The sequence below is a fragment of the Cupriavidus sp. 21MJTG02-4 genome, from assembly GCF_057798975.1.
In genome coordinates this window covers 371104-390222 of the sequence record NZ_JBYOJP010000006.1, presented here as the reverse complement: position 1 = coordinate 390222, position 19119 = coordinate 371104, and the positions used below count along the sequence as shown (strand labels likewise).

The 19119-nt window shown below is 66.6% G+C and carries 19 protein-coding genes; 10 read left to right on the top strand and 9 right to left on the bottom strand.

Features of this window, described 5'->3' with window-relative positions; translation table 11 throughout:
• Positions 1-47: 47 nt before the first annotated feature.
• Both AC3FKH_RS15490 and AC3FKH_RS15485 read left to right on the top strand, forming a co-directional pair.
• Positions 48-986 carry a LysR family transcriptional regulator gene (locus AC3FKH_RS15490; protein WP_488676747.1) on the top strand — a complete coding sequence of 313 codons (939 nt, stop codon included), beginning with the start codon at positions 48-50 and terminating at the stop codon, positions 984-986.
• A gap of 89 nt (positions 987-1075) precedes the next feature.
• Entirely contained in the window at positions 1076-1549 is a 474-nt protein-coding gene (locus AC3FKH_RS15485; protein ID WP_483712679.1) for an aminoacyl-tRNA deacylase, read from the top strand.
• 45 nt (positions 1550-1594) lie between these two features.
• Here the strand turns inward: AC3FKH_RS15485 and csgH are convergent, their stop codons facing one another.
• The 3 genes from csgH to AC3FKH_RS15470 are packed head-to-tail and all read right to left on the bottom strand — an operon-like array spanning position 1595 to position 4096.
• Positions 1595-1906, bottom strand: a complete 312-nt coding sequence (gene csgH / locus AC3FKH_RS15480) for a curli-like amyloid fiber formation chaperone CsgH (RefSeq protein WP_488676746.1) — start codon at positions 1904-1906, stop codon at positions 1595-1597.
• Between the two features lie 13 nt (positions 1907-1919).
• Positions 1920-2705 (bottom strand): ethanolamine ammonia-lyase subunit EutC, encoded by a 786-nt coding sequence (eutC, locus tag AC3FKH_RS15475; RefSeq protein ID WP_488676745.1) that lies wholly within the window; start codon positions 2703-2705, stop codon positions 1920-1922.
• 8 nt (positions 2706-2713) lie between these two features.
• Complete coding sequence (locus AC3FKH_RS15470) at positions 2714-4096, bottom strand: ethanolamine ammonia-lyase subunit EutB (protein WP_488676744.1); 1383 nt, start codon at positions 4094-4096, stop codon at positions 2714-2716.
• Between the two features lie 259 nt (positions 4097-4355).
• Here AC3FKH_RS15470 and AC3FKH_RS15465 point away from each other — a divergent pair, with 259 nt between their 5' ends.
• Both AC3FKH_RS15465 and AC3FKH_RS15460 read left to right on the top strand, forming a co-directional pair.
• Entirely contained in the window at positions 4356-6368 is a 2013-nt protein-coding gene (locus tag AC3FKH_RS15465) for an alkaline phosphatase D family protein (RefSeq protein WP_488676743.1), read from the top strand.
• 104 nt (positions 6369-6472) lie between these two features.
• Complete coding sequence (locus AC3FKH_RS15460; protein WP_488676742.1) at positions 6473-7081, top strand: DUF2239 family protein; 609 nt, start codon at positions 6473-6475, stop codon at positions 7079-7081.
• A 9-nt stretch (positions 7082-7090) separates the two neighbouring features.
• Here AC3FKH_RS15460 and AC3FKH_RS15455 read toward each other — a convergent pair whose 3' ends face one another.
• Together AC3FKH_RS15455 and AC3FKH_RS15450 are read right to left on the bottom strand one after the other, a co-directional pair.
• Positions 7091-7873, bottom strand: coding sequence for an MHYT domain-containing protein (locus AC3FKH_RS15455; protein WP_488676741.1), 783 nt, complete (start codon positions 7871-7873; stop codon positions 7091-7093).
• A 580-nt stretch (positions 7874-8453) separates the two neighbouring features.
• Positions 8454-9125, bottom strand: coding sequence for a GntR family transcriptional regulator (locus AC3FKH_RS15450; protein WP_488676806.1), 672 nt, complete (start codon positions 9123-9125; stop codon positions 8454-8456).
• Between the two features lie 136 nt (positions 9126-9261).
• On the opposite strand from AC3FKH_RS15450, the gene AC3FKH_RS15445 reads away from it, so the two are divergent.
• The 3 genes from AC3FKH_RS15445 to AC3FKH_RS15435 are packed head-to-tail and all read left to right on the top strand — an operon-like array spanning position 9262 to position 12099.
• Positions 9262-10014 (top strand): SDR family NAD(P)-dependent oxidoreductase, encoded by a 753-nt coding sequence (locus AC3FKH_RS15445; RefSeq protein WP_488676740.1) that lies wholly within the window; start codon positions 9262-9264, stop codon positions 10012-10014.
• A gap of 13 nt (positions 10015-10027) precedes the next feature.
• Entirely contained in the window at positions 10028-11221 is a 1194-nt protein-coding gene (locus AC3FKH_RS15440) for an acyl-CoA dehydrogenase family protein (RefSeq protein ID WP_488676739.1), read from the top strand.
• Positions 11222-11247: 26 nt separating this feature from the next.
• Positions 11248-12099: an IclR family transcriptional regulator gene (locus tag AC3FKH_RS15435; protein ID WP_488676738.1), complete on the top strand. Its 852-nt coding sequence runs from the start codon at positions 11248-11250 to the stop codon at positions 12097-12099.
• Here AC3FKH_RS15435 and AC3FKH_RS15430 read toward each other — a convergent pair.
• From AC3FKH_RS15430 to AC3FKH_RS15420, 3 genes are read right to left on the bottom strand one after another with little or no spacing between them, the layout of a single operon-like run.
• Positions 12012-12359 carry an AtuA-related protein gene (locus tag AC3FKH_RS15430; RefSeq protein ID WP_488676737.1) on the bottom strand — a complete coding sequence of 116 codons (348 nt, stop codon included), beginning with the start codon at positions 12357-12359 and terminating at the stop codon, positions 12012-12014. The genes AC3FKH_RS15435 and AC3FKH_RS15430 overlap by 88 nt on opposite strands.
• Positions 12360-12388: 29 nt before the next feature.
• A complete protein-coding gene (locus tag AC3FKH_RS15425; RefSeq protein ID WP_488676736.1) occupies positions 12389-13744 on the bottom strand; it encodes an acyclic terpene utilization AtuA family protein in 1356 nt (451 codons plus the stop codon).
• Positions 13745-13793: 49 nt separating this feature from the next.
• Entirely contained in the window at positions 13794-14777 is a 984-nt protein-coding gene (locus AC3FKH_RS15420; RefSeq protein WP_488676735.1) for a Bug family tripartite tricarboxylate transporter substrate binding protein, read from the bottom strand.
• 248 nt (positions 14778-15025) lie between these two features.
• On the opposite strand from AC3FKH_RS15420, the gene AC3FKH_RS15415 reads away from it, so the two are divergent.
• Together AC3FKH_RS15415 and AC3FKH_RS15410 are read left to right on the top strand one after the other, a co-directional pair.
• Entirely contained in the window at positions 15026-15508 is a 483-nt protein-coding gene (locus AC3FKH_RS15415; protein WP_488676734.1) for a VOC family protein, read from the top strand.
• A gap of 278 nt (positions 15509-15786) precedes the next feature.
• On the top strand, positions 15787-16554 hold the full coding sequence (locus AC3FKH_RS15410; RefSeq protein WP_488676733.1) for a bestrophin-like domain: 768 nt from the start codon (positions 15787-15789) through the stop codon (positions 16552-16554).
• A 42-nt stretch (positions 16555-16596) separates the two neighbouring features.
• Here the strand turns inward: AC3FKH_RS15410 and AC3FKH_RS15405 are convergent, their stop codons facing one another.
• Entirely contained in the window at positions 16597-17745 is a 1149-nt protein-coding gene (locus AC3FKH_RS15405) for a GGDEF domain-containing protein (RefSeq protein ID WP_488676805.1), read from the bottom strand.
• A gap of 662 nt (positions 17746-18407) precedes the next feature.
• Between AC3FKH_RS15405 and AC3FKH_RS15400 the strand changes: the two genes are divergently transcribed.
• Positions 18408-18971, top strand: coding sequence for a cysteine hydrolase family protein (locus tag AC3FKH_RS15400; protein ID WP_488676732.1), 564 nt, complete (start codon positions 18408-18410; stop codon positions 18969-18971).
• Positions 18972-19119 lie beyond the last annotated feature (148 nt).

Here is a 19119-nt window from a genome sequence, read left to right as displayed (position 1 = left end):
TGCTGCCGCCGGCAGCCCGCACTCCGAACCGCCTTCTTCCCCCATCCATGGATCTCAACGCCCTGCGCCTGTTCGTCGACATCGTCGATGCCGGCAACCTCAGCGCCGCCGCGCGCAAGCTCAAGATGACGCGGGCCAATGTCAGCTACCACCTGAAGGCGCTGGAAGAAGAACTGGGCGTCCAGTTGCTGCGGCGGACCACGCGCCACGTAGAACCCACGCCCGTGGGCGCCGGGCTCTATGAGCACGGCCGCAATATCCTGGGCGAGGTCGCGGCGGCCAATGCGCTCATCAGCAATATGGGCAAGAGCATGCAGGGCCATGTGCGCCTGTCGGTGCCGACCGGCCTCGGCCACACCATGCTGTCGCCGCTGCTGGTGCAGTTCAAGCAGCGCTATCCCGACATCCTGCTCGACGTGGTGTTCGACAACCGCGTGCATAACCTGGTGTCGGAAGACGTCGACGTGGCCTTGCGCATCATCTCCACGCCGCCCGATTCGGTGGTGGCGACAGAGATCGGCGAAGTCGACTGGGTGGTCTGCGGCGCACCGGCCTACCTGGCGGCACATCCGGCGCCGAAGGTATTGGCGGAACTGGGCGGGCATGCGGTGGTGTGCGCGTCGCCGGTGGGCCAGAAGCTGAAGGTATCGGGTACGCCTCCGCATGGCGGCGCCGCGCGCGAGCAGGTCGTGCTGGAGCCCACGCTCAGTTCCGACAACTTCGCGTTCCTGAAGGAAGGCGTAATGGCCGGGCTGGGCATCGGGCTGTTCCCGATCTACGCCATTGGCGACGAACTGGCCAGCGGCGCGCTCACCTCGCTGCTGGACGGCTATCGCATCAGCGTGTTCGGCAGCAAGCTCTATATGCTGACCATGCCCAACCGGTACCAGACGCTGGCCACGCGCTGCCTGCTGACCTTCCTGAAAGCCGAACTCCAGGCCGTGTGGCCGCGGCTGCACGATAGCGCCGCGCCACGCCAGGGCTGACCTCACCGTCTATAGTAGGTACACAAGGAAAACCCTTGTCCCCGCCGGTTGCCCGGGAGCGACCGGCCTTCGCATCCAGAGGAGCAATCATGGCCCTGGCAAGCACGCTGGCGAGCTGCATGAGCAGCAAGAATACGCAGTACGACATCGTCCACCATCCCTACACCCTCAGCAGCATGGCCACTGCCGAGGCTGCGCACGTACCCGGAGACCGCCTGGCCAAGACTTTGCTGCTGGAAGACGAGAATGGCTATGTCGCCGCCGTGATCCCGTCGAACCATCACCTGCACATGGCTGCGCTGTGCGAGCAGACCGGCCGCAAGCTGGTGCTGGCGCATGAAGACGAAATTCGCGAGGTCTTCAAGGACTGCGACCTCGGCGCGATCCCGCCCGTGGCCATGGCGTATGGCATGCAGACCTATGTCGACGACAGCCTGATGAAACACCCCGACGTCTATTTCGAGGCGGGTGACCACCAGGAACTGGTGCACATGAGCATGGACCAGTTCTCGAACCTGATGTCGGATGCCGAACCGGGGCATTTCTCGCGGCGCATGATGTAGCTGCGATCCTCGCGACGGACAACGGCCGGCCCTGCGCCGGCCGTTTTACTTTGCGCTGCAGTCAAGCGTGTACCGTGCCACCACCGTGTTCCCGTCCCGCAGCGTCAGCCCCACTTCACACTTGCCGCCCGGCACCGGCGTGACCGCCATGGAGGACACCTGGCTGGGCTGGTTCCGCTGCACGTGCACCGTGCCACTCTGCGCAACGGCCGACGAGTTGCCCTGCCCGCTGCTGCGCAGCCGGATGTCGTACTGCAGATCCGCCTCGCGGGCCGCGCTGACATAGGCGGCGATCATCGTCACGCCATTGGCGGCATGCGATTCCAGCCAGGCCTGCAGGTTGATATCGGCTTGCATATCGGTCTCCGTGTCATGACGTTGCGCCAGCGTCGCCCGGCAGCGCCGGTGCGCTGTCATCCTTGAGCGCCACGCCGGAACAACCTAGCGCGGCCGCGCCGCGCAGCAGGAATACCAGCCGCTCGGCCGCCTGCGCATAGGACAAGCCTTCCGGGCGCACGTTGGAGATGCAGTTGCGCTCCGCGTCCGTGCGGCCGACGCGCGGCGCATAGGTCAGGTAGAGGCCCAGGCTGTCGGGCGAACTGAGCCCCGGGCGTTCGCCGATCAGCATCACGACCTGGCGCGCGCCGGTCAGCTCGCCCACTTCATCGCCCAGCGCCACGCGCGCTTGCTCGGCGATCACGACCGGCGCCACGGTCCACGCCTGCGGCAGCCGTTCGCGCACGGCACGCAGCAGCGGCACCGCGTGACCCTGTGCAGCCAGCGCGGACAGGCCATCGGCAATCACGAAGACCACATCCGGCACCGGATCGGCATGCGCCTTGGCGAGCCGCGCGCGGCTGGCCTCATCGAGCCTGCGGCCCAGGTCGGGGCGGCGCAGGTAATGCGCGCGGTCCGGCGCGGCGCTGTGGACCGGCACGCTGGCAAACCCGGCCTGCGCGAGCGCGGCTTCGACGGCCGCACGGTCCAGCGGCAAGTGCACCGCATCGCGTGCCTGCGCATGCGCCAGACCGAACGCCAGCACGGTATCGGTGGTCTGGCTGTGCCCGGCGCGCCCGAGCGCAATGCGCGCGCGCGTGAACTGGCGCAATTGCTGCCAGGGGTTGGGTTGCGTGACAGTGGTCGGTGGTTGGGTCATGGCGTCGGCTACAGCGAATGCGCCAGTTCAAGCAGCGGCTGCCGATCGGCCGGCTCCAGCAGGCGTCCGCTGCCATCGGCGATGCCCATGCGCTGCAGCCAGGCCTCGAACTCCGGCGCGGGCCGCAGGCCCAGTACCTCGCGCAAGTACAGTGCGTCGTGGAACGACGTGCTCTGGTAGTTCAGCATGATGTCGTCGGCCCCCGGCACGCCCATGATGAAGTTGATGCCCGCCACGCCGAACAGCGTCAGCAGCGTGTCCATGTCGTCCTGGTCGGCCTCGGCATGGTTGGTGTAGCAGACGTCGCAGCCCATCGGCACGCCCAGCAGCTTGCCGCAGAAATGGTCTTCGAGCCCGGCACGGATGATCTGCTTGCCGTCATACAGGTACTCGGGGCCGATGAAGCCCACCACCGTATTGACCAGCAGCGGCGAGAATCGCCGCGCCACCGCATAGGCGCGCGCTTCCATGGTCTGCTGGTCCACGCCATGGTGCGCGTTGGCCGACAGCGCGCTGCCCTGCCCGGTCTCGAAGTACATCACGTTGTTGCCCACCGTGCCGCGCGCCAGCGACTGCGCGGCGTCATGCGCCTCGGCCAGCAGCGACAGGCTGATGCCGAACGCGGCGTTGGCGTGCTCGCTGCCCGCCACCGACTGGAACACCAGGTCCACCGGCGCGCCCTGCTCCATGGCGCGCAGGGTGTGAGTGACATGCGTGAGCACGCAGGACTGCGTGGGGATATCAAAGCGGCAGCGCAGGTCGTCGATCATGCGCAGCAGGGATACGATCGCGCCCAGGTTGTCCGAAGCCGGATTGACGCCGATGGTTGCATCGCCGCAGCCATACATCAGCCCGTCGATGATCGACGCCGCAATGCCCTTGGGATCGTCGGTCGGATGGTTGGGCTGCAGCCGCACGGACAGGCGGCCCGGCAAGCCGACGGTGCTGCGAAAGCGCGTGACCACGCGGCACTTGCGCGCGACCGCGACCAGGTCCTGGTTGCGCATGAGCTTGCTGACCGCCGCGGCCATTTCCGGCGTGATGCCGCGCGCCACGCGTGCGAGCGTGGCGCTGTCGGTCTCGTGCAGCAACAGCCAGTTGCGGAAGTCGCCAACCGTGAGGGAGGCGATCTCGCCGAAGGCGCCGGCATCGTGGCTGTCGAGGATCAGGCGGGTCACCTCGTCGACCTCATACGGGACCAGCGCTTCGGACAAGAAGTGCGACAGCGGCACGGCGGCCAGTGCCATGCGCGCCGCCATGCGCTCTTCCTCGCTCGCGGCGGCAATGCCGGCCAGGCAGTCGCCGGACCGGGCAGGGCTGGCTTTGGCCAGCAAGGTACGCAGGTCGGCGAAGACGTGGCGGTGCTGGCCAACCGTGTGGACAAAGGCCATGGACGCGGGCTCCCCGGAGCGATGGCGTGTGCCGGTATGGCTACTATAGTCGTTCGGATTTGCAAGCAACCGGCTGCCTGTCCGGAATGCGAGGATATTGCTGCGGTAGTGGCGCGCCAAAGCGAGCCAATCCTGACATCCCCGTTCCGGCGTCATCCTTCTCCTATAGCGATGTCGGCCCGACACCGACAGCGACCGTGCGGTTCGATACCTAGTATCCAGATGCCACCCATGCGGGATTAGCATAAGGAGAAGCGCCATGGACCGCCGCCAGTTCCTCAAGTGGGGAAGTTTCATGACCGTTTCCGTAGCCGCGGGCGGACTCGCCGCATGCGGCGGCGGCGGCGATTCGGAGCCACAGCCCTCCGACATGGGAAATCCCGAGAACTTCAACTTCCTGCACGGCGTCGCTTCGGGCGACCCGAAGCCTGACAGCGTGGTGGTCTGGACGCGCGTGGACGGCAGCAACGGCCAGCGTCCGGTGCAGGTGCGGCTCCAGGTGTCGGCGCAGCAGGACTTCGGCACGCTGCTCGTCAATCAGCTGCTTCCCGCGCTGCCCGACTGGGACTACACCTTGCGCAACAAGGTCACTGGTCTCTCGCCGTCGACGCAGTACTACTACCGCTTCCTGCTCGGCGACCGCGCCAGCACGGTCGGCCGCACGCGCACCGCCGCGCCCGCCGGCACGCCGCTGTCGCAACTGCGCTTTGCCTTCATCTGCTGCCAGGACTGGAACGTCAACCACTGGGCCGGCATGGAAGAGCTTGCCCAGCAGGACCTGGACTTCGTCGTCCACGTGGGCGACTACATCTACGAGGCCGTGCCCGGCGGTTCGCGCAACGGCAACGTCGAGGACCGGCATGGCGTCCTGCAACTGCCGAACGGCACCGCGCTGCCGGACGGCTCGGTGTATGCCACCACGCTCGCCGATTATCGCTACCTGTACCGCAACTATCGCAGCGACACGCGTTTGCAGGCGCTGCACGCAGCCTTCCCGGTGATCGCCATCTGGGACGACCACGAGTTCTCCGACAACTGCTGGCAGGATCGCCAGACCTACAGCGCCACCGACGACGCGACACCGCGCACCGCACGGCGGCGCAGCGCCAACCAGGCGTGGTTCGAGTTCCTGCCGGCCGATGTCACGATCGACCTGAACAATCCTTCGTTCCAGAACATCCAGATCTACCGGTCGTTCACGTTCGGCAACCTGGCCACGCTGTTGATGACCGACGAACGCCTCTACCGTGCCGACCACATCATTCCGGAGGCGTCGACCGGGGGCGCCATCGGCAGCCGGCAGTTTGTGCGAGCCGACAAGCTGGCCGCCGCCGAGGCCGACAAGATCGCGGCCGCGGGCAATGCGCTGACGCCGGTGAGCATGCTGGGCGACACCCAGCGCGCCTGGTGGCAGGACCACGTCGGCGGCGCCAACACCACGTGGAAGCTGTGGGGCAACGAACTGGCCATGCTGCGCATGCAGGTGGACATCCCGCAAGCGCTCGCCGACCTGATCGCAAAGGAACTCGCGCAACTCAACAGCTTGCTGGCCCCTGTGGTGGCCGACGCGATCGCCGCGCTGGCCAGCGACCTGCGCGGCGCCAGGGCAGCGGGCACGCTGGCGGGACTGGCGTACACCGCGTTGCGCAACGTGGCGTCGCGTGTGGGCATCAGCAGCGCCACCTTCGACTCGACCATCAAGCCATTCATCGACAAGCGCCTGCCGCCGATCGAACTGCTTGACCGCCTCTTCCTCAATGCCGACCAGTGGGACGGCTACAACGCCGAACGCAAGAACCTGATGGCGTTCCTGAAGACCCACGGCGTGCGCAACGTGGTCACGCTGAGCGGCGATATCCATGCGTTCTTCGCCGGACAGGTGATGGACGACTACGATGCCGCGAGCCCGGCTCCGGTCATGGTCGACCTCGTCACGGCCGGGGTGTCGAGCAACACGCTGCTGAGCCGGCTGCGCGCGCTGGTCGACAACGACCAGGCCTTCGCGGTGCTGCACGACCTGATCTACACCAACGCGGGCGGCGCGGTGGTGAACACCCTCAATGCCACGCTGCGCGCCTTCAACCCGTGGCTGCGGCACGTCGAGACCAACGCCGAAGGCTATGCGCTGGTGACGCTCACCCCTGCGAAGCTCAGTTGCGCCTTCCATGTGATGAAGCCGCTCCAGGGCACCACGGCGCCCGCACAACCGGCCACGGCCAGCGTGCAGGTGATCGAAGTGGCGTCGGGGGCTACGGACGTCACGCTCGTGTAGTCAGGCGGCCGGGGGCGCAAGTGGCGATATTTTTACCCGGATATTATTGACAATGATTTTATCCGGGTATAAATTGGGCGCCTTCACCCCTACGGCAGCCCTCCATGCACCCAGCCGCTCTGCTTTCGTCCCATATCGCCTTCGACGGACATCGTCGCATCGCCTCCGGTCCGCTTGGCGCCGTCGCGCTTGCGGTCAGGCGTGCGACCGCTCGGGGGGCGGGGCCCGTCCTGGTGTTCGACAATGCGACGGGACGCTCCATCGATATCGACCTGCGCGGCACCGATGAAGAGGTGGTCGCGCGCTTCGCGTCGGTGGGCACGGAGGCGACTGGCGTTGAAGACGCCGACGATGAAGCCGCGCAGAACGAACCTCGCGGCCGGGGTCGTCCGAAGCTTGGCGTGGTTGCGCGCGAGGTCACGTTGCTGCCGCGCCACTGGGACTGGCTCGCGCAGCAGCCTGGCGGTGCTTCGGTGGCGTTGCGCAAGCTGGTGGAAGAGGCGCGGCGCGCCAACGCGCAGCGCGACCATCGCCGCGTTGCGCAGGAGCGCGCGTATCACTTCATGACGGCCATTGCCGGCGACCTGCCGGGCTTTGAGGAAGCGACGCGCGCCTTGTTCGCGGATGACCGTGCGCGCGTCGGGGAGCTGATCGCGGCTTGGCCAGCGGACGTGCGCGAGCACGCGTTGGCGCTGGCCTTCACCGCAGCATAGCGTGCGCGTTCAGCGTGTCCTTGCCTCCGCCGCGCGCGCGATGCGGCCGCTGCGGCTGGCTTCGATCAGCAGGGTCACCATCAGCATGACCAGTGTCATCGCGAAGACAGCGTAGCCGACATTGCCGCCCTCGATCGCGAAGAGATCCGGCGAGTAGGTTGGGCTGGTGCAGATCATGGTGCCGGCCGACATGCCCGTATAGTGCATGCCGCAAACCGCGAGGCCGATCACGATGGCGGCGCCGAATTGCAGCGGGCCGCTCTTTACCGTGGTCGCCAGCCACAGGCCGATCACAGAGACCACGACCGCGATCAGGACGGACAGTCCGACGATGAAGGGATTCCAGTCGAACAGCGTATTCGAGTGGATCGCCGCCATGCCGGTGTAGTGCATGGCAACGACCCCGAGGCCGGTCAGCACGCCGCCCTTGATGGCATTGCCGGTGCGGTTGCCTTGTGGGCGCGAGGCGATGACAAGGCCTGCGCCGACCGGCAGCATCACCGCCAGCAGCGACAGCAGGGTCAGCAACATGTCGAATTCGCGATGGGTTGGCGTGTGGTAGGCAACCATGCCGATAAAGTGCATCGACCATACGGCGCCGCCGCCGATACTGGCCGCGGCGCATAACAGGCGGTCGATATCGACGCGCCCGTCACGCCCGCGCATGCGGCGCGACCATCGCAGCCCGACGTAGGCGCCGCACACCGAGATCAGGAAAGACAGTCCCACCAGGAGCATGTCGTACTGGAATGGCACGATGGTGCCCGGCAATGCCTGGAATCCGGCAAACATATCCCACCTCCCCGCAGAAACGCACGGCGGCGCGGTTCACACTGCCTTCGTACCGGCTGCCGTCGGATGGCTGAAATTGCGGCGCTTGTTTCTTGCGCTTGCCCAAGCGCGTGCACGTGGCCGCTTTTATGAATGCGGGGTCAGTATGCTGGAGGGCATGGGTGTTGCCCATAACTCATCGAAGGTAAATGGTTCTGTTTGGCGGGCGCTGACGTTTCTCGCCGGCGTAGCCGAGAAGCACCGGCACCAGCGCCGTTGATGCCCCCGACCAACCGACTACTGAGCCGCGCAGCAGCCGAAGGCGATGATGCGATATCGCGGGCAGTGTCGAGCCACGGACAGGTTCGGGGCTGGTTCAATCATTGTTGGAGAGCCTGCACACGGACGCGCTCCACGCGGCAGGCAGCGGGGCAGACTCTGAAGCGAATACCCGTACGAAATTCTTCGCACGCTACGATCAATATTCGCCCGTTAGGGCAAGTCAACGCGTTTTTTGGTTACTTTTTGTCGCTCGGACAAAAAGTGACTCGCAGGCTACGCCTGCGAAACAGCGGCGTCCGCCAAGCACGAACACACCCCGTCAAACCCCACCCGTTTCCCTCCCCAAAATCGCTCCCCTCACGTTCTGCACATGCGCCGCCCCGGCCGCCTCTGCCGCGTCAGGGTCGCCCGAAAGGACTGCCGTTGCAATACGCCGATAGTCATCCAGCCGCATCCGTGGCAACGAAGCGAGCCGGTGCTGCGCGTGCACGATCGGCATGTGGATGGTTGGAAAGAGTCGCCGCAATTCACGGTTGTCGCCCATCTCCAGCAGCGTGCGGTAAAAGAGCCGCCGGCTACCGGAAAAGGCCTCCACGTCATGAGCCTTTTCCGCCGCGACCAGCCCCTGTACCGAAGCCCGCAACGCCTGCACCTGTTGGCGATTCCCACAGCCACGCGTGGCCGCGCGCGCGAGCAAACCAGTCATGCGTTCCGCGACATCCAGCACGTCCAGAGTTTCCTGCAGGCTCAATCGTCGGATGATGGCGCCGCGATGGCGCGGGAGGTCGACGATGCCTTCGGCCGCCAACCGCTGCAGCGCCTCGCGCACCGAATTGCGGCCCACGCCGAAATTCGCCACCAGATCGGTTTCCACCAGCCGCTGGCCAGGCGCAAAGCCCCCCAACTCCAGGCCATTCACGATGCCGAAGAACACAGTGTCGGAAGCGCTGCGGCCCGCCGGGCCGGACGCAACGAGCGTTTCGCTGGACATATCAGGAGAGAAAAAGGTCGTTCTTGGCACGGGCGCGATTCTAATGGATTGGCCGGGCATCAATGTCCGAAGCCGTTGACATAGGATGAAATCATCCTACAATCCGGTCCTGTCATGCAAACAAACGGAGACCTTGATGGGAGAGACGTTGCTCGGCCTTGCCGGCAAGCGGGTGCTGGTTACCGGGGCATCCAGCGGGCTGGGGGCGCACTTTGCGCAGCGGCTCGCCGCACATGGCGCGGAAGTGGTGCTGGCCGCACGGCGCATCGACGCGCTGCAATCGGTCGCGAAGCAGTTGGAACAGTACGGACGCGCGCAATGCATGGCGCTGGATGTGACGAGTGCCGCATCGCGCGCGGCGCTGGTGGAAAACGCCGGGCCCATCGACATCCTCGTCAACAACGCCGGCCTGGTTCGCGAGGGACCTGCCCTCACGCATGCCGAGGCAGACTGGGATAGCGTGATGGACACCAATCTCAAGGGCATGTTCTTCCTGGCGCAGGCCCTGGCCCCCGGCATGCGCGCACGCGGTGGCGGCAGCGTCATCAACGTGGCGTCGATCCTCGGGCTGCGGCAGGCGGGCGGCGTGGTGTCCTATGCCGTATCCAAGGCCGGCGTCGTGCAACTGACCAAGACCCTCGCGCTGGAATGGGCGCGCCACGGCATTCGCGTGAACGCCATCGCCCCCGGCTACATCGACACCGAACTCAACCGCGACTTCTGGCAGACCGATGCCGGCAAGGCGCTGATCCAACGCATTCCGCAGCGCCGCCTGGGACAGCTCGAAGATCTCGACGGGCCGCTGCTGCTGCTCGCCTCCGATGCCTCGCGCTATATGACGGGCGCCGTGCTGGCCGTCGACGGCGGCCACCTGGTCAATACCCTCTGAGGGAAACGCAACCATGTTCACCCCCTGTCCTACCGAACGCAGCGAGCAGATCGCTGACCGCGTCGAGCGCTTCGTGCGCGATGTCGTGGCCCCGTACGAACAAGATCCGCGCTGCACCGCGCACGGCCCCACCGCCGAACTGGTCGAGGAGCTGCGCGCGAAGGCGCGCGCAGCAGGCGTCATGACGCCGCACATCCTTGCCGATGGCAGCCACCTGGACCAGCGCGAAACCGCCGCCGTGCTCAAGCGCTCGGGCCTGTCGCCGCTCGGACCCGTCGCCGTCAATACCATGGCGCCCGACGAGGGCAATATGTTCCTGCTCGGCAAGGTGGCATCCGCCGCGCAAAAGGCAAGCTTTCTTGAGCCGCTCGTGCGCGGCGACGCGCGCTCCGCGTTCTTCATGACCGAGCCCGCCGAAGACGGCGGCGCGGGGTCGGACCCGTCGATGCTGAGCACCACCGCCGTTCGCGACGGCGACGACTGGGTCATCAACGGCCGCAAGAAGTTCATCACCGGCGCCGAGGGCGCGAAAGTCGGCATCGTGATGGCGCGGACCGGCGACGGCGAGCGCGCGCAGGCCACCATGTTCCTGGTCGACCTGCCCCACTCCGCCATCCGCACCGAGCGCGTGATCGACACCATCGACAGCTCGATGCCGGGCGGCCATGCGCTGGTGGTGATCGACAACCTGCGCGTGCCGGCGGACCAGGTGCTGGGCGAAGCCAACGAAGGCTTCCGCTATGCGCAGGTACGGTTGTCGCCGGCGCGGCTGTCGCATTGCATGCGCTGGTTCGGTACGGTCGCGCGCGCGGACGAGATCGCGCGGGCCTACGCCACCACGCGCAAGGCCTTCGGCAAGCTGCTGATCGACCATGAGGGCGTTGGCTTCATGCTGGCCGAAAACCTGATCGACCTGCAGCAGGCGGCGCTGATGATCGACTGGTGCGCCGGCGTGCTCGACACGGGATCGGCTGGCACCACTGAAAGCTCGATGGCCAAGGTGGCCGTGTCCGAAGCCCTGTTCCGCGTCGCGGACCGCTGCGTGCAGATCCTGGGCGGCAACGGCGTGTCGCGCGACACCATCGTCGAACAGGCGTTCCGCGAACTGCGCGCGTTCCGGATCTACGACGGCCCGACCGAAGTCCACAAGTGGTCGCTCGCGAAGAAGATCAAGCGCGACACGCTTGGGGCGTCCAGGCATGGCTGACCGGACCCTCGGCTAGGCGCCGCGCCATGACGTCGCGCCCCTCCCCCGTGCAGCGCGCGCTTGCGGTGCTGCGCGCGCTATCCGACCCCGAAGTGCGCCGCATGAGCGACGTGGCGCGCGCCACCGGCCTCGACCCCGCCACCACGTCGCGCCTGCTCGACATGCTGGTGCAGGAGGGCTTCGCCACGCGCGATGACAAGCGGCGCTATGGCATCGGCCCCGAGGTATTCCAGCTGGCCGACGTCGGGCAGCGCCGTGTCGACCTGCGCCAGCTGGCGCATCCGGCCTTGCAGCGGCTGCAGGAGACGTTCGAAGACACCGCGGTGCTGACCGAGGCCAGCCGGGGCGAGGCGGTCTGTTCGGATCTCGTCACCGGCACCTTCCCAGTTCATGCGAACTACGTGACGGTCGGCACGCGCCGCCCGCTCGGTGTCGGCGCAGGCAGCCTGGCGGTGCTGGCGTGGCTGCCGCCGGCCGAGCGCGCGCGGCGCCTGCAGCAGACCGCGCGCAAGCTCGAAAGCTATCCCCGGCTCGACGCGCCATCGATCGCCGCCGAGGCCGACGCGGCACGCGCGCGCGGCTATGTGCTGTTCCTGGATTGGGTGGTGGACGGCATGGGCGGCATCGCCGTGCCGATCCTCGACTACGAAGGGCGGCCCATCGGCGCGCTCAGCGTGGCGGCGCTGAGCGGCCGCATCCGTAGCCGCGAAGCCGCCATGGCGCGCCAGCTCCGGCAGGAAGCGCGCCGCATCACCGGCGCGTGGACGCGCGTCGTGGTGTCCGCTGGCGCTCAGCGTGGACCGCGCAGCAGCGATGCCAGCGTGTCCGGAATCTCCACCTCGAAGCGCAGCACGGCACTGGCGAGCGCCTTGCCGTAGTTGTCGATGGCCAGGCTGCGCGATACGCCGCCGCCCAGCGCCCCTTCGGCGACGAAATTGAGCACCTGCAGGCCGTCCACGTCGTAGCGCGTGACCGGTCCGGTGATCAGCGTGCCGTAGTGCGCCTTGAAGGCGTCCGCCGTGAGCTGCTGCTTGATATGCGGATAGAACTCCGGCGCATAGGCAATGACGGCCGTGTTCGAAGTATTGCCCTTGTCGCCGGAACGGCTGTGGGCGAGGCGGCGCAGCGGTACGCGCATGATGACGTCTCCCGGTTCGGTTTGGACCATCAGAGGAACTGGACCTGCGACCGGACCAGCGCGCGCGGCACCAGTGCCGACCACACGCCGATGATCCCGCGCGTGCGGTCCTGGTGGGGCACGCGCTTGCCGGTCGAGGCCAGTCCGCACACGGCCATGCTGTCGATCTCGCGGCCGACCTTGGCCGCTTCTTCACGCGTGCGCGTGCGAGCCGCCACGCGCACCGCGATCTCGTTGGGCTCGCAGGCGGGCTCGGGGGACGCCGCACCATGCACGGCATTGACGCCCAGGAAATCGATGCGCAGTTCGTCGGCCTGCAAGGCCGCCATGGCGAAGCGTTGCTCCAGGATGCGCTTTGCCAGCTTCGCCTTTTCCAGGCAGCCCGGGCCGGCATAGAAGAACATGTCTTCGCCGATATGGCCTTCCGTGCAGCCCAGCGAGACCTTGAGCGTATCGGTGCGCGGCAGTCCACTCACGCCGCTGATGCGCACGCGGTCCGGGCCCACCTGCTCCAGCACGGCGGTCGAGAAGTCGACGATTACATCCGGCGTGATATAGCGGCGCGGATCGTGGACTTCATAGAACATCTGCTCCTTGACGGTCTGCAGGTCGATGCGGCCGCCGCTGTCCGGCACTTTCGAGATCACGGCGCTGCCGTCGGATTCCACCTCGGCGATCGGGAACGCCAGGTTCCACGGCTCGGGCACGTCCTTGTAGCCCGGGTCGCCAAAGTAGCCGCCCGTCACCTGCGCCCCGCATTCGAGCAGGTGGCCGATGGCGCTGCCGCGCGCCAGGCGCGCGACATCGTCGGCCTGCCAGCCGAATTCGTGGATCATCGGCGCCAGGAACAGCGACGGATCGGCGACGCGGCCCGTGATCACGATCTGGGCGCCCGCACGCAGCGCTTCGACGATAGGGCCGACGCCCTCGTAGGGTTCCGCGCTGATCAGCGTTTCACGCAGCGTCGACACGTGCTCGCCGCTTTCCAGCAAGGCGAGATCGAGTTCGCAGATGCTGCCGGTGAGATCGGTCGTGGTCACGGCGGCGATCTTCACGTCCGGCAGCCCGAGTTCCCGGCACAGCTCGGCCACGCGCCGTGCAGCACCGAGCGGATTGATCCAGCCCTGGTTGCTGATGATGCACGTGCCGTTCGCGATGCAATGGGGCAGCACGGCGCGCATGCGTTCGTCGAGATAGCTGTCGTAGCCGCCGAACGACGGATCGCGCCGCTTGCGCACCTGCGCGGCCGATACGGTCGCCTCGGCCATGGTCTCGAAGCAGAGGTAGTCGAGCTTGCCAAGCCGCGCGGAGCGCTCCGCGGGTTCCACGCGGTCGCCCCACCAGCCCGATCCGGAACCGATGCGAAGCGTTGTCTTCTGGGTCATGACGTCAAGGGTTGGAGTTGCCGAGGGGAATGCAATGCGGATGCGCCCATCATTGCGCCTTGATGCCGGCGGTCTTGATGACGCGCGACCACTTCTCGGTATCGGCCTTCAGCTGCGCGGCGAACGCGGCGGAGCCTTCGCCGCCCGGCTCCGCGCCGAGCTGCTCGATGCGCTTGCGCACGTCGGGCATCGCCAGCACCTTGTCGACGGCCTGCTGGAGCTGGCGCACGCGCTCCGGCGGCGTGCCGGCCGGTGCCAGCAAGCCGAACCACGAGTTCACCTCGTAGCCGGGCAGTCCCGATTCGCGCACGGTCGGCACGGCAGGCAGCACCGATGCCCGCTTCACGCTGGTCACGGCAAGCGCCTTCACCTTGCCCGCCTGGATTTGCGCGAGCGCGGAGGGCAGGTTGTCGAACATCAGGTTGACCTGTCCCGCGAGCAGGTCCGTCATCGCGGGCGCCGCGCCTTTGTAGGGCACGTGCTGCATGGTGATGCCGGCCATCGCATTCAGCAGCTCGCCGGAGAGATGGGGCGAACCGCCGGTGCTGGTCGACGCGTAGTTGATCTTTCCCGGCTCCTTCTTCGCGAGCGCAACCAGCTCGCTCACGGAGCCGGCCTGCAGCGTGCTGTTCACGAGCAGCACGTTCGGAGAATTGGCCACCAGGGTCACGGGCGTGAAATCGTGCGCGCTGTCATAGGGCATGCGCGCGTAGATGAACTGGTTGGTGACCTGCGTGCCCAGCGTTCCCATCAGCAGCGTATAGCCATCCGGCGTGCTGCGCGCGACGGCTTCGGCGCCAATATTGCCGCCGGCACCGGGCCGGTTGTCGACAACGACCGGTTGCCCCAGCACCTCGCCCGACTTCTGCGCCACCAGCCGCGCGAGGATGTCGGTGGTACCGCCCGGCGTGAACGGCACCACGAGCCGGATCGGCCTGGTCGGGAACGGTTCGGCGGCGCTTGCCGGCGCGGCAAGCATGGCGCAGAGAAGCGGCAGGGCCGCCAGCATGGGCTGACGCGGAAATGCAGTCATCGGCTGTCTCCTGGGCGCGATGTGCGCTGGAAGAGGTTTCATCGACGGAAACTCTGGCGCCCATGGTAGGAAGCGGCCGGAAATGGCGTCAATCAAACGCGTGGAATTTTCACTGGGTGAAAAGTTCCGGCATCTCCGCGCCACAAGAGTGTGAGACAGTGGAGGCACCGCACCCCGGCATCCGTCACATCCGGCAGGCCCGTGATTGGCGACACATGCCTTTGTTCGACCTTTCAAGGAGACTCGGAATGATCAGCAAGAACACGGTCTGTCTTTGGTTTGACGGCGGCGCCCTTGAAGCCGCCAACTTCTACGCCAAGACCTTTCCTGACAGCGCGGTCCACGCCGTGCATCGCGCGCCGGGCGACTATCCCGATGGCAGGGCGGGCGATGTCCTGACCGTCGAATTCACCGTGGCCGGCATTCCCTGCATCGGCCTGAACGGCGGTCCGCACTTCAAGCACTCCGAAGCCTTCTCGTTCCAGATCGCCACGGACGACCAGGCCGAAACCGACCGCCTGTGGAATGCCATCGTCAGCAATGGCGGCCAGGAAAGCGACTGCGGCTGGTGCAAGGACCGCTGGGGACTGTCCTGGCAGATCACCCCGCGCGCGCTCACCGCGGCCTATACCGACCCGGACCGCGCCGCAGCCAAGCGCGCCTTCGACGCGATGATGACCATGCGCAAGATCGACATCGCCGCCATCGAAGCCGCCCGGGCGGGCCTGTAGTCCTCTCTGCCTGGCGCCTCGCATCGCCAGCCCATCGCACCGTGCATGGCTGCGGCCTTCCTTACGGTGGCGCCCGGGCTGGCGTCGACGACTTAAGCGGTTTCTTCTGCCGGCTGAAACTTTTCGACGCATCGCATCAGCCGCGGCGACTGTCCATAGAATGGCTTACCCGTAGCGGGCGTCGATCCGTTCCTGCGTCCCCTGGCATGCGCCGATCATGAGGCATCGCGCTCAGCGGGGCCGGCGCCATCCGCTTGCACGTCTCCTTGTGGATGCTTATGAGCCAGCTCTTGCGACATCCGGCCGTCCTCTTTGTCCTGTTGCTGGTCCTGCTTGCCTCGGCCACGGCTGTCGGGTCGCTGGTGCTGCGCCGCATCCGGCCGATCGCCGACGATCACCGCGAGGACTTCACCATCGTCCAGGGCGCCACGCTGACGCTGCTGGCCCTGCTGATCGGCTTTACCCTGTCGATGGCGGTGGGACGTTACGACCAGCGCAAAAACCTGGAAGAAGAAGAGGCCAACGCGATCGGCACCGAATACCTGCGGGCCGACCTGATGGACGCGGAAGGCGGCGACAAGGCCCGGACGCTGCTGGCCCGCTATCTGGAGCAGCGCATTCGCTACTACCGCGCTCACGACGGGCAGGGCCTGGAGGCGATCGGCACCGCCACGGCGCAGCTTGAGGACGAGATGTGGAAGGTCGTGCGCGACGCCGCGCGGAAAACGCCGACCCCGATCACCGCGCTGGCCGTCGGCGGCATGAACGACGTCATCAACGCGCAGGGGTACGCGGAAGCCGCGTGGCGAAACCGCATTCCGGTGGCGGCGTGGGGACTGATGATCGCCATCGCCGTGTTCAGCAGCGTGATGCAGGGCTACGGCGCGCGGACCGCACGCGCGCGGATCGGGCTGCTGCTGATCATGCCGCTGACGGTAGCGCTTTCGCTCGCGCTGATCGCGGATATCGACAGCCCGCGCGGCGGACTGATTCGCGTGGCGCCACAGAACCTGCTCAGCCTGCAGGACTCCCTGAGGGCTCCATGAGGGCTCCATGAGCCGCTGACGGCGGGCGCGACGCCTCTGGCCTTACGCGAGTTCGAGCCGGTTGCCGCCCAGCGATTTCGCGCGATACAAGGCCCGGTCCGCCGCGGCGAGCCCGTCGACCAGCGCCGGCACTTCGCCTTCGAACTGCGCCAGGCCGATGCTGACCGTTGCCGCCACGCCAGGATTGTCGGCGTGGCGGGTCGTCGCCTCGGCAAAGCGCCTGGCGACGGCCTCGCCCAGTGTCCTGGCGCGGCGGGCATCGTCGCCGGACAGCAGCGCGGCGAATTCCTCGCCGCCGATCCGGGCCAGGATCGCGTCGGGTCCGACTACGGTTCGCGCGGTTTCGGCGAAGGACTTCAGCACCTTGTCACCAGTCTGGTGGCCATAGAGATCGTTGATGGCCTTGAACTGGTCAAGGTCGAACGCAAGCACGGACACCGCGCCGCGCCCTGCCCCGGCATCGATGACGCGCGCGCCCTCTTCAAAGAACCACCGGCGATTGCCGAGACGGGTCAGGTAGTCGGTTTGCGATTCACGCAGGAGCTGGCCGTGCGCTTCCTCGCGGATCAGCTTGAGCAGCGCCATCGGCAGGATCACCGAGTACAGGACGCCCTCGTAGACCGTGGCCTTGCTCGCGATCGCCTGGATCGCCGGCCCGTACTCGACGACCAGCCAGGGCAGCGCGAACGCGCGGCCGGCATAGAGCACGGCATGGACGCCGGCCACCGCCACGACGATCATCCGCGCAGGCAGCCGCCTCATCGCCTCGCAGCGCAGCATCTCCCAGGCGGTCATGGCGCTGACGAGCGCGATCGGCAATGCACAGACGTAGTTCCACACGACGTCCTGCCAGCGCGATCCCGCAACCGCCCAGACCAGCGCCATCAGGACGAGCAGGCCAGCCGGCGCGGCACGATACCGCCGGCCGCGCAACGATGCCACGCCGCCCAGAACCAGCAGATAGCCACTGAGGATGATGAGATTGCTGAGGGCCGCGCCCAGCGCGCCCGGCAATTCGCGCCGGCACAGCACGGCGGCGCAGCCCAGCGCGAGCGTTGCAAACCCTGCCGCCAGAATCCGCAACGACCTGCTGCGCCGGGGATTGGCGCGATGCTCCCAGAGCGTCATGCCGGCACTGGCGAGCAGCGTCCCGATCGCCAGGAGGTAAAGGGTAAGAAGATCGACGTGCATCCGAAATGTTAAGACATTGCACCGATACATGGCGGCGGAGGCAGATTCTACGTGGGAAATCGGACAGCCTAATGGCGCCGGGCCGCCAATCGGACGGGGCAGGCAGGGGCAATCAGGGGTCATGCGGAAAAAAATGGTTCTTCGGCGAGTTGCGGGGCGGCGCTCTTGGCAAGCGTCGCTGTTTCGCCGGCGTAGCCGGGCGGCGTTCCGTGGTTATGATCGAGTCGTCGCTCTTGGCAGATGCCGCTGTTTCGCCGGCGTAGCCGGCGACCTACTTTCTTGTCCGAGCGACAAGAAAGTAGGCAAAGAAACGCGTTTACTTGTCCTAGCGGACGAATATTGATCGTAGCGTGCGAAGAATTTCGTACGGGTATTCGCTTCAGAGTCTGCCCCGCTGCCTGCCGCGTGGAGCGCGGCCGTCTGCAGGCTCTCCGACAATGATTGAACGAGCCCCGAAACTGTCCGTGGCCCGACATTGCCAGCGATATCGCATCATCGCCTTCGGCTGCTGCGCGGCTCAGTAGCCGGCGGCCTGCCAAGCACACTTTTCCAGGGCAGAGCAGGTGAAGCTCCGCTGGACATAAGTTGGGCACCTGCATTAGCCCGGGTGGGTCGGCGCCTGCGTGATAGAGTCGATCGTCGCCCCTTCATCGCGAAGCCCCATGTCGCCAATCGTTCCCGCAAAAACGGCTCTGCTGGTCATGCACTATCAGACCGACATCCTCGCGCTGTTCCCATCGGTCGCCCCCGCGCTGCTGGCCAATACGCGCAAACTGTGCGACGCCGCGCGGGCCAGCGGCGTCAGCATCTATTTCGCGAAGATCCACTTCAGTCCGGGATACCCGGAAATCAGTCCGATGAACCGGAACGGGCAAGGGATCAAGCGGCTCGGTCTTTTCGTCGACGACCAGGTCTCGCCGGAGCTCGGACGGCAGGCCACGGAACCGGTCATCATCGCACATCGTGCCAGCGTGTTCTTTGGCACCGACCTGCAGTTGCGGTTGTCCGCCCAGGGTATCGATACCTTGCTCATGGCGGGGATTGCGTCGACCGGCGTGGTGCTGTCGTCGGTGGCTTTCGCGAGCGATGCGGACTTCCGCCTGCTTACGGTCAAGGACTGCTGCTACGACCCCGACCCGGTCGTGCACGATCATCTGTTTTCGACGGCGTTCGATTCGCGCACCACGGTGCTGTCGCTCGCCGACGCGCTGTCGTGGCTTGGCTAGTCCGATCTCAAGACGGCACGCCATCGCACTCTACGGACATCCGAGCGCCCGGGCTGGCATGAATTGCCGCCATATGGCGAGAACGCCTCGCCGAGGGTGGAAGTTCGGTCTCTTGCCCAGCGCTAACGTGTGCACCGCCTATTCTTTT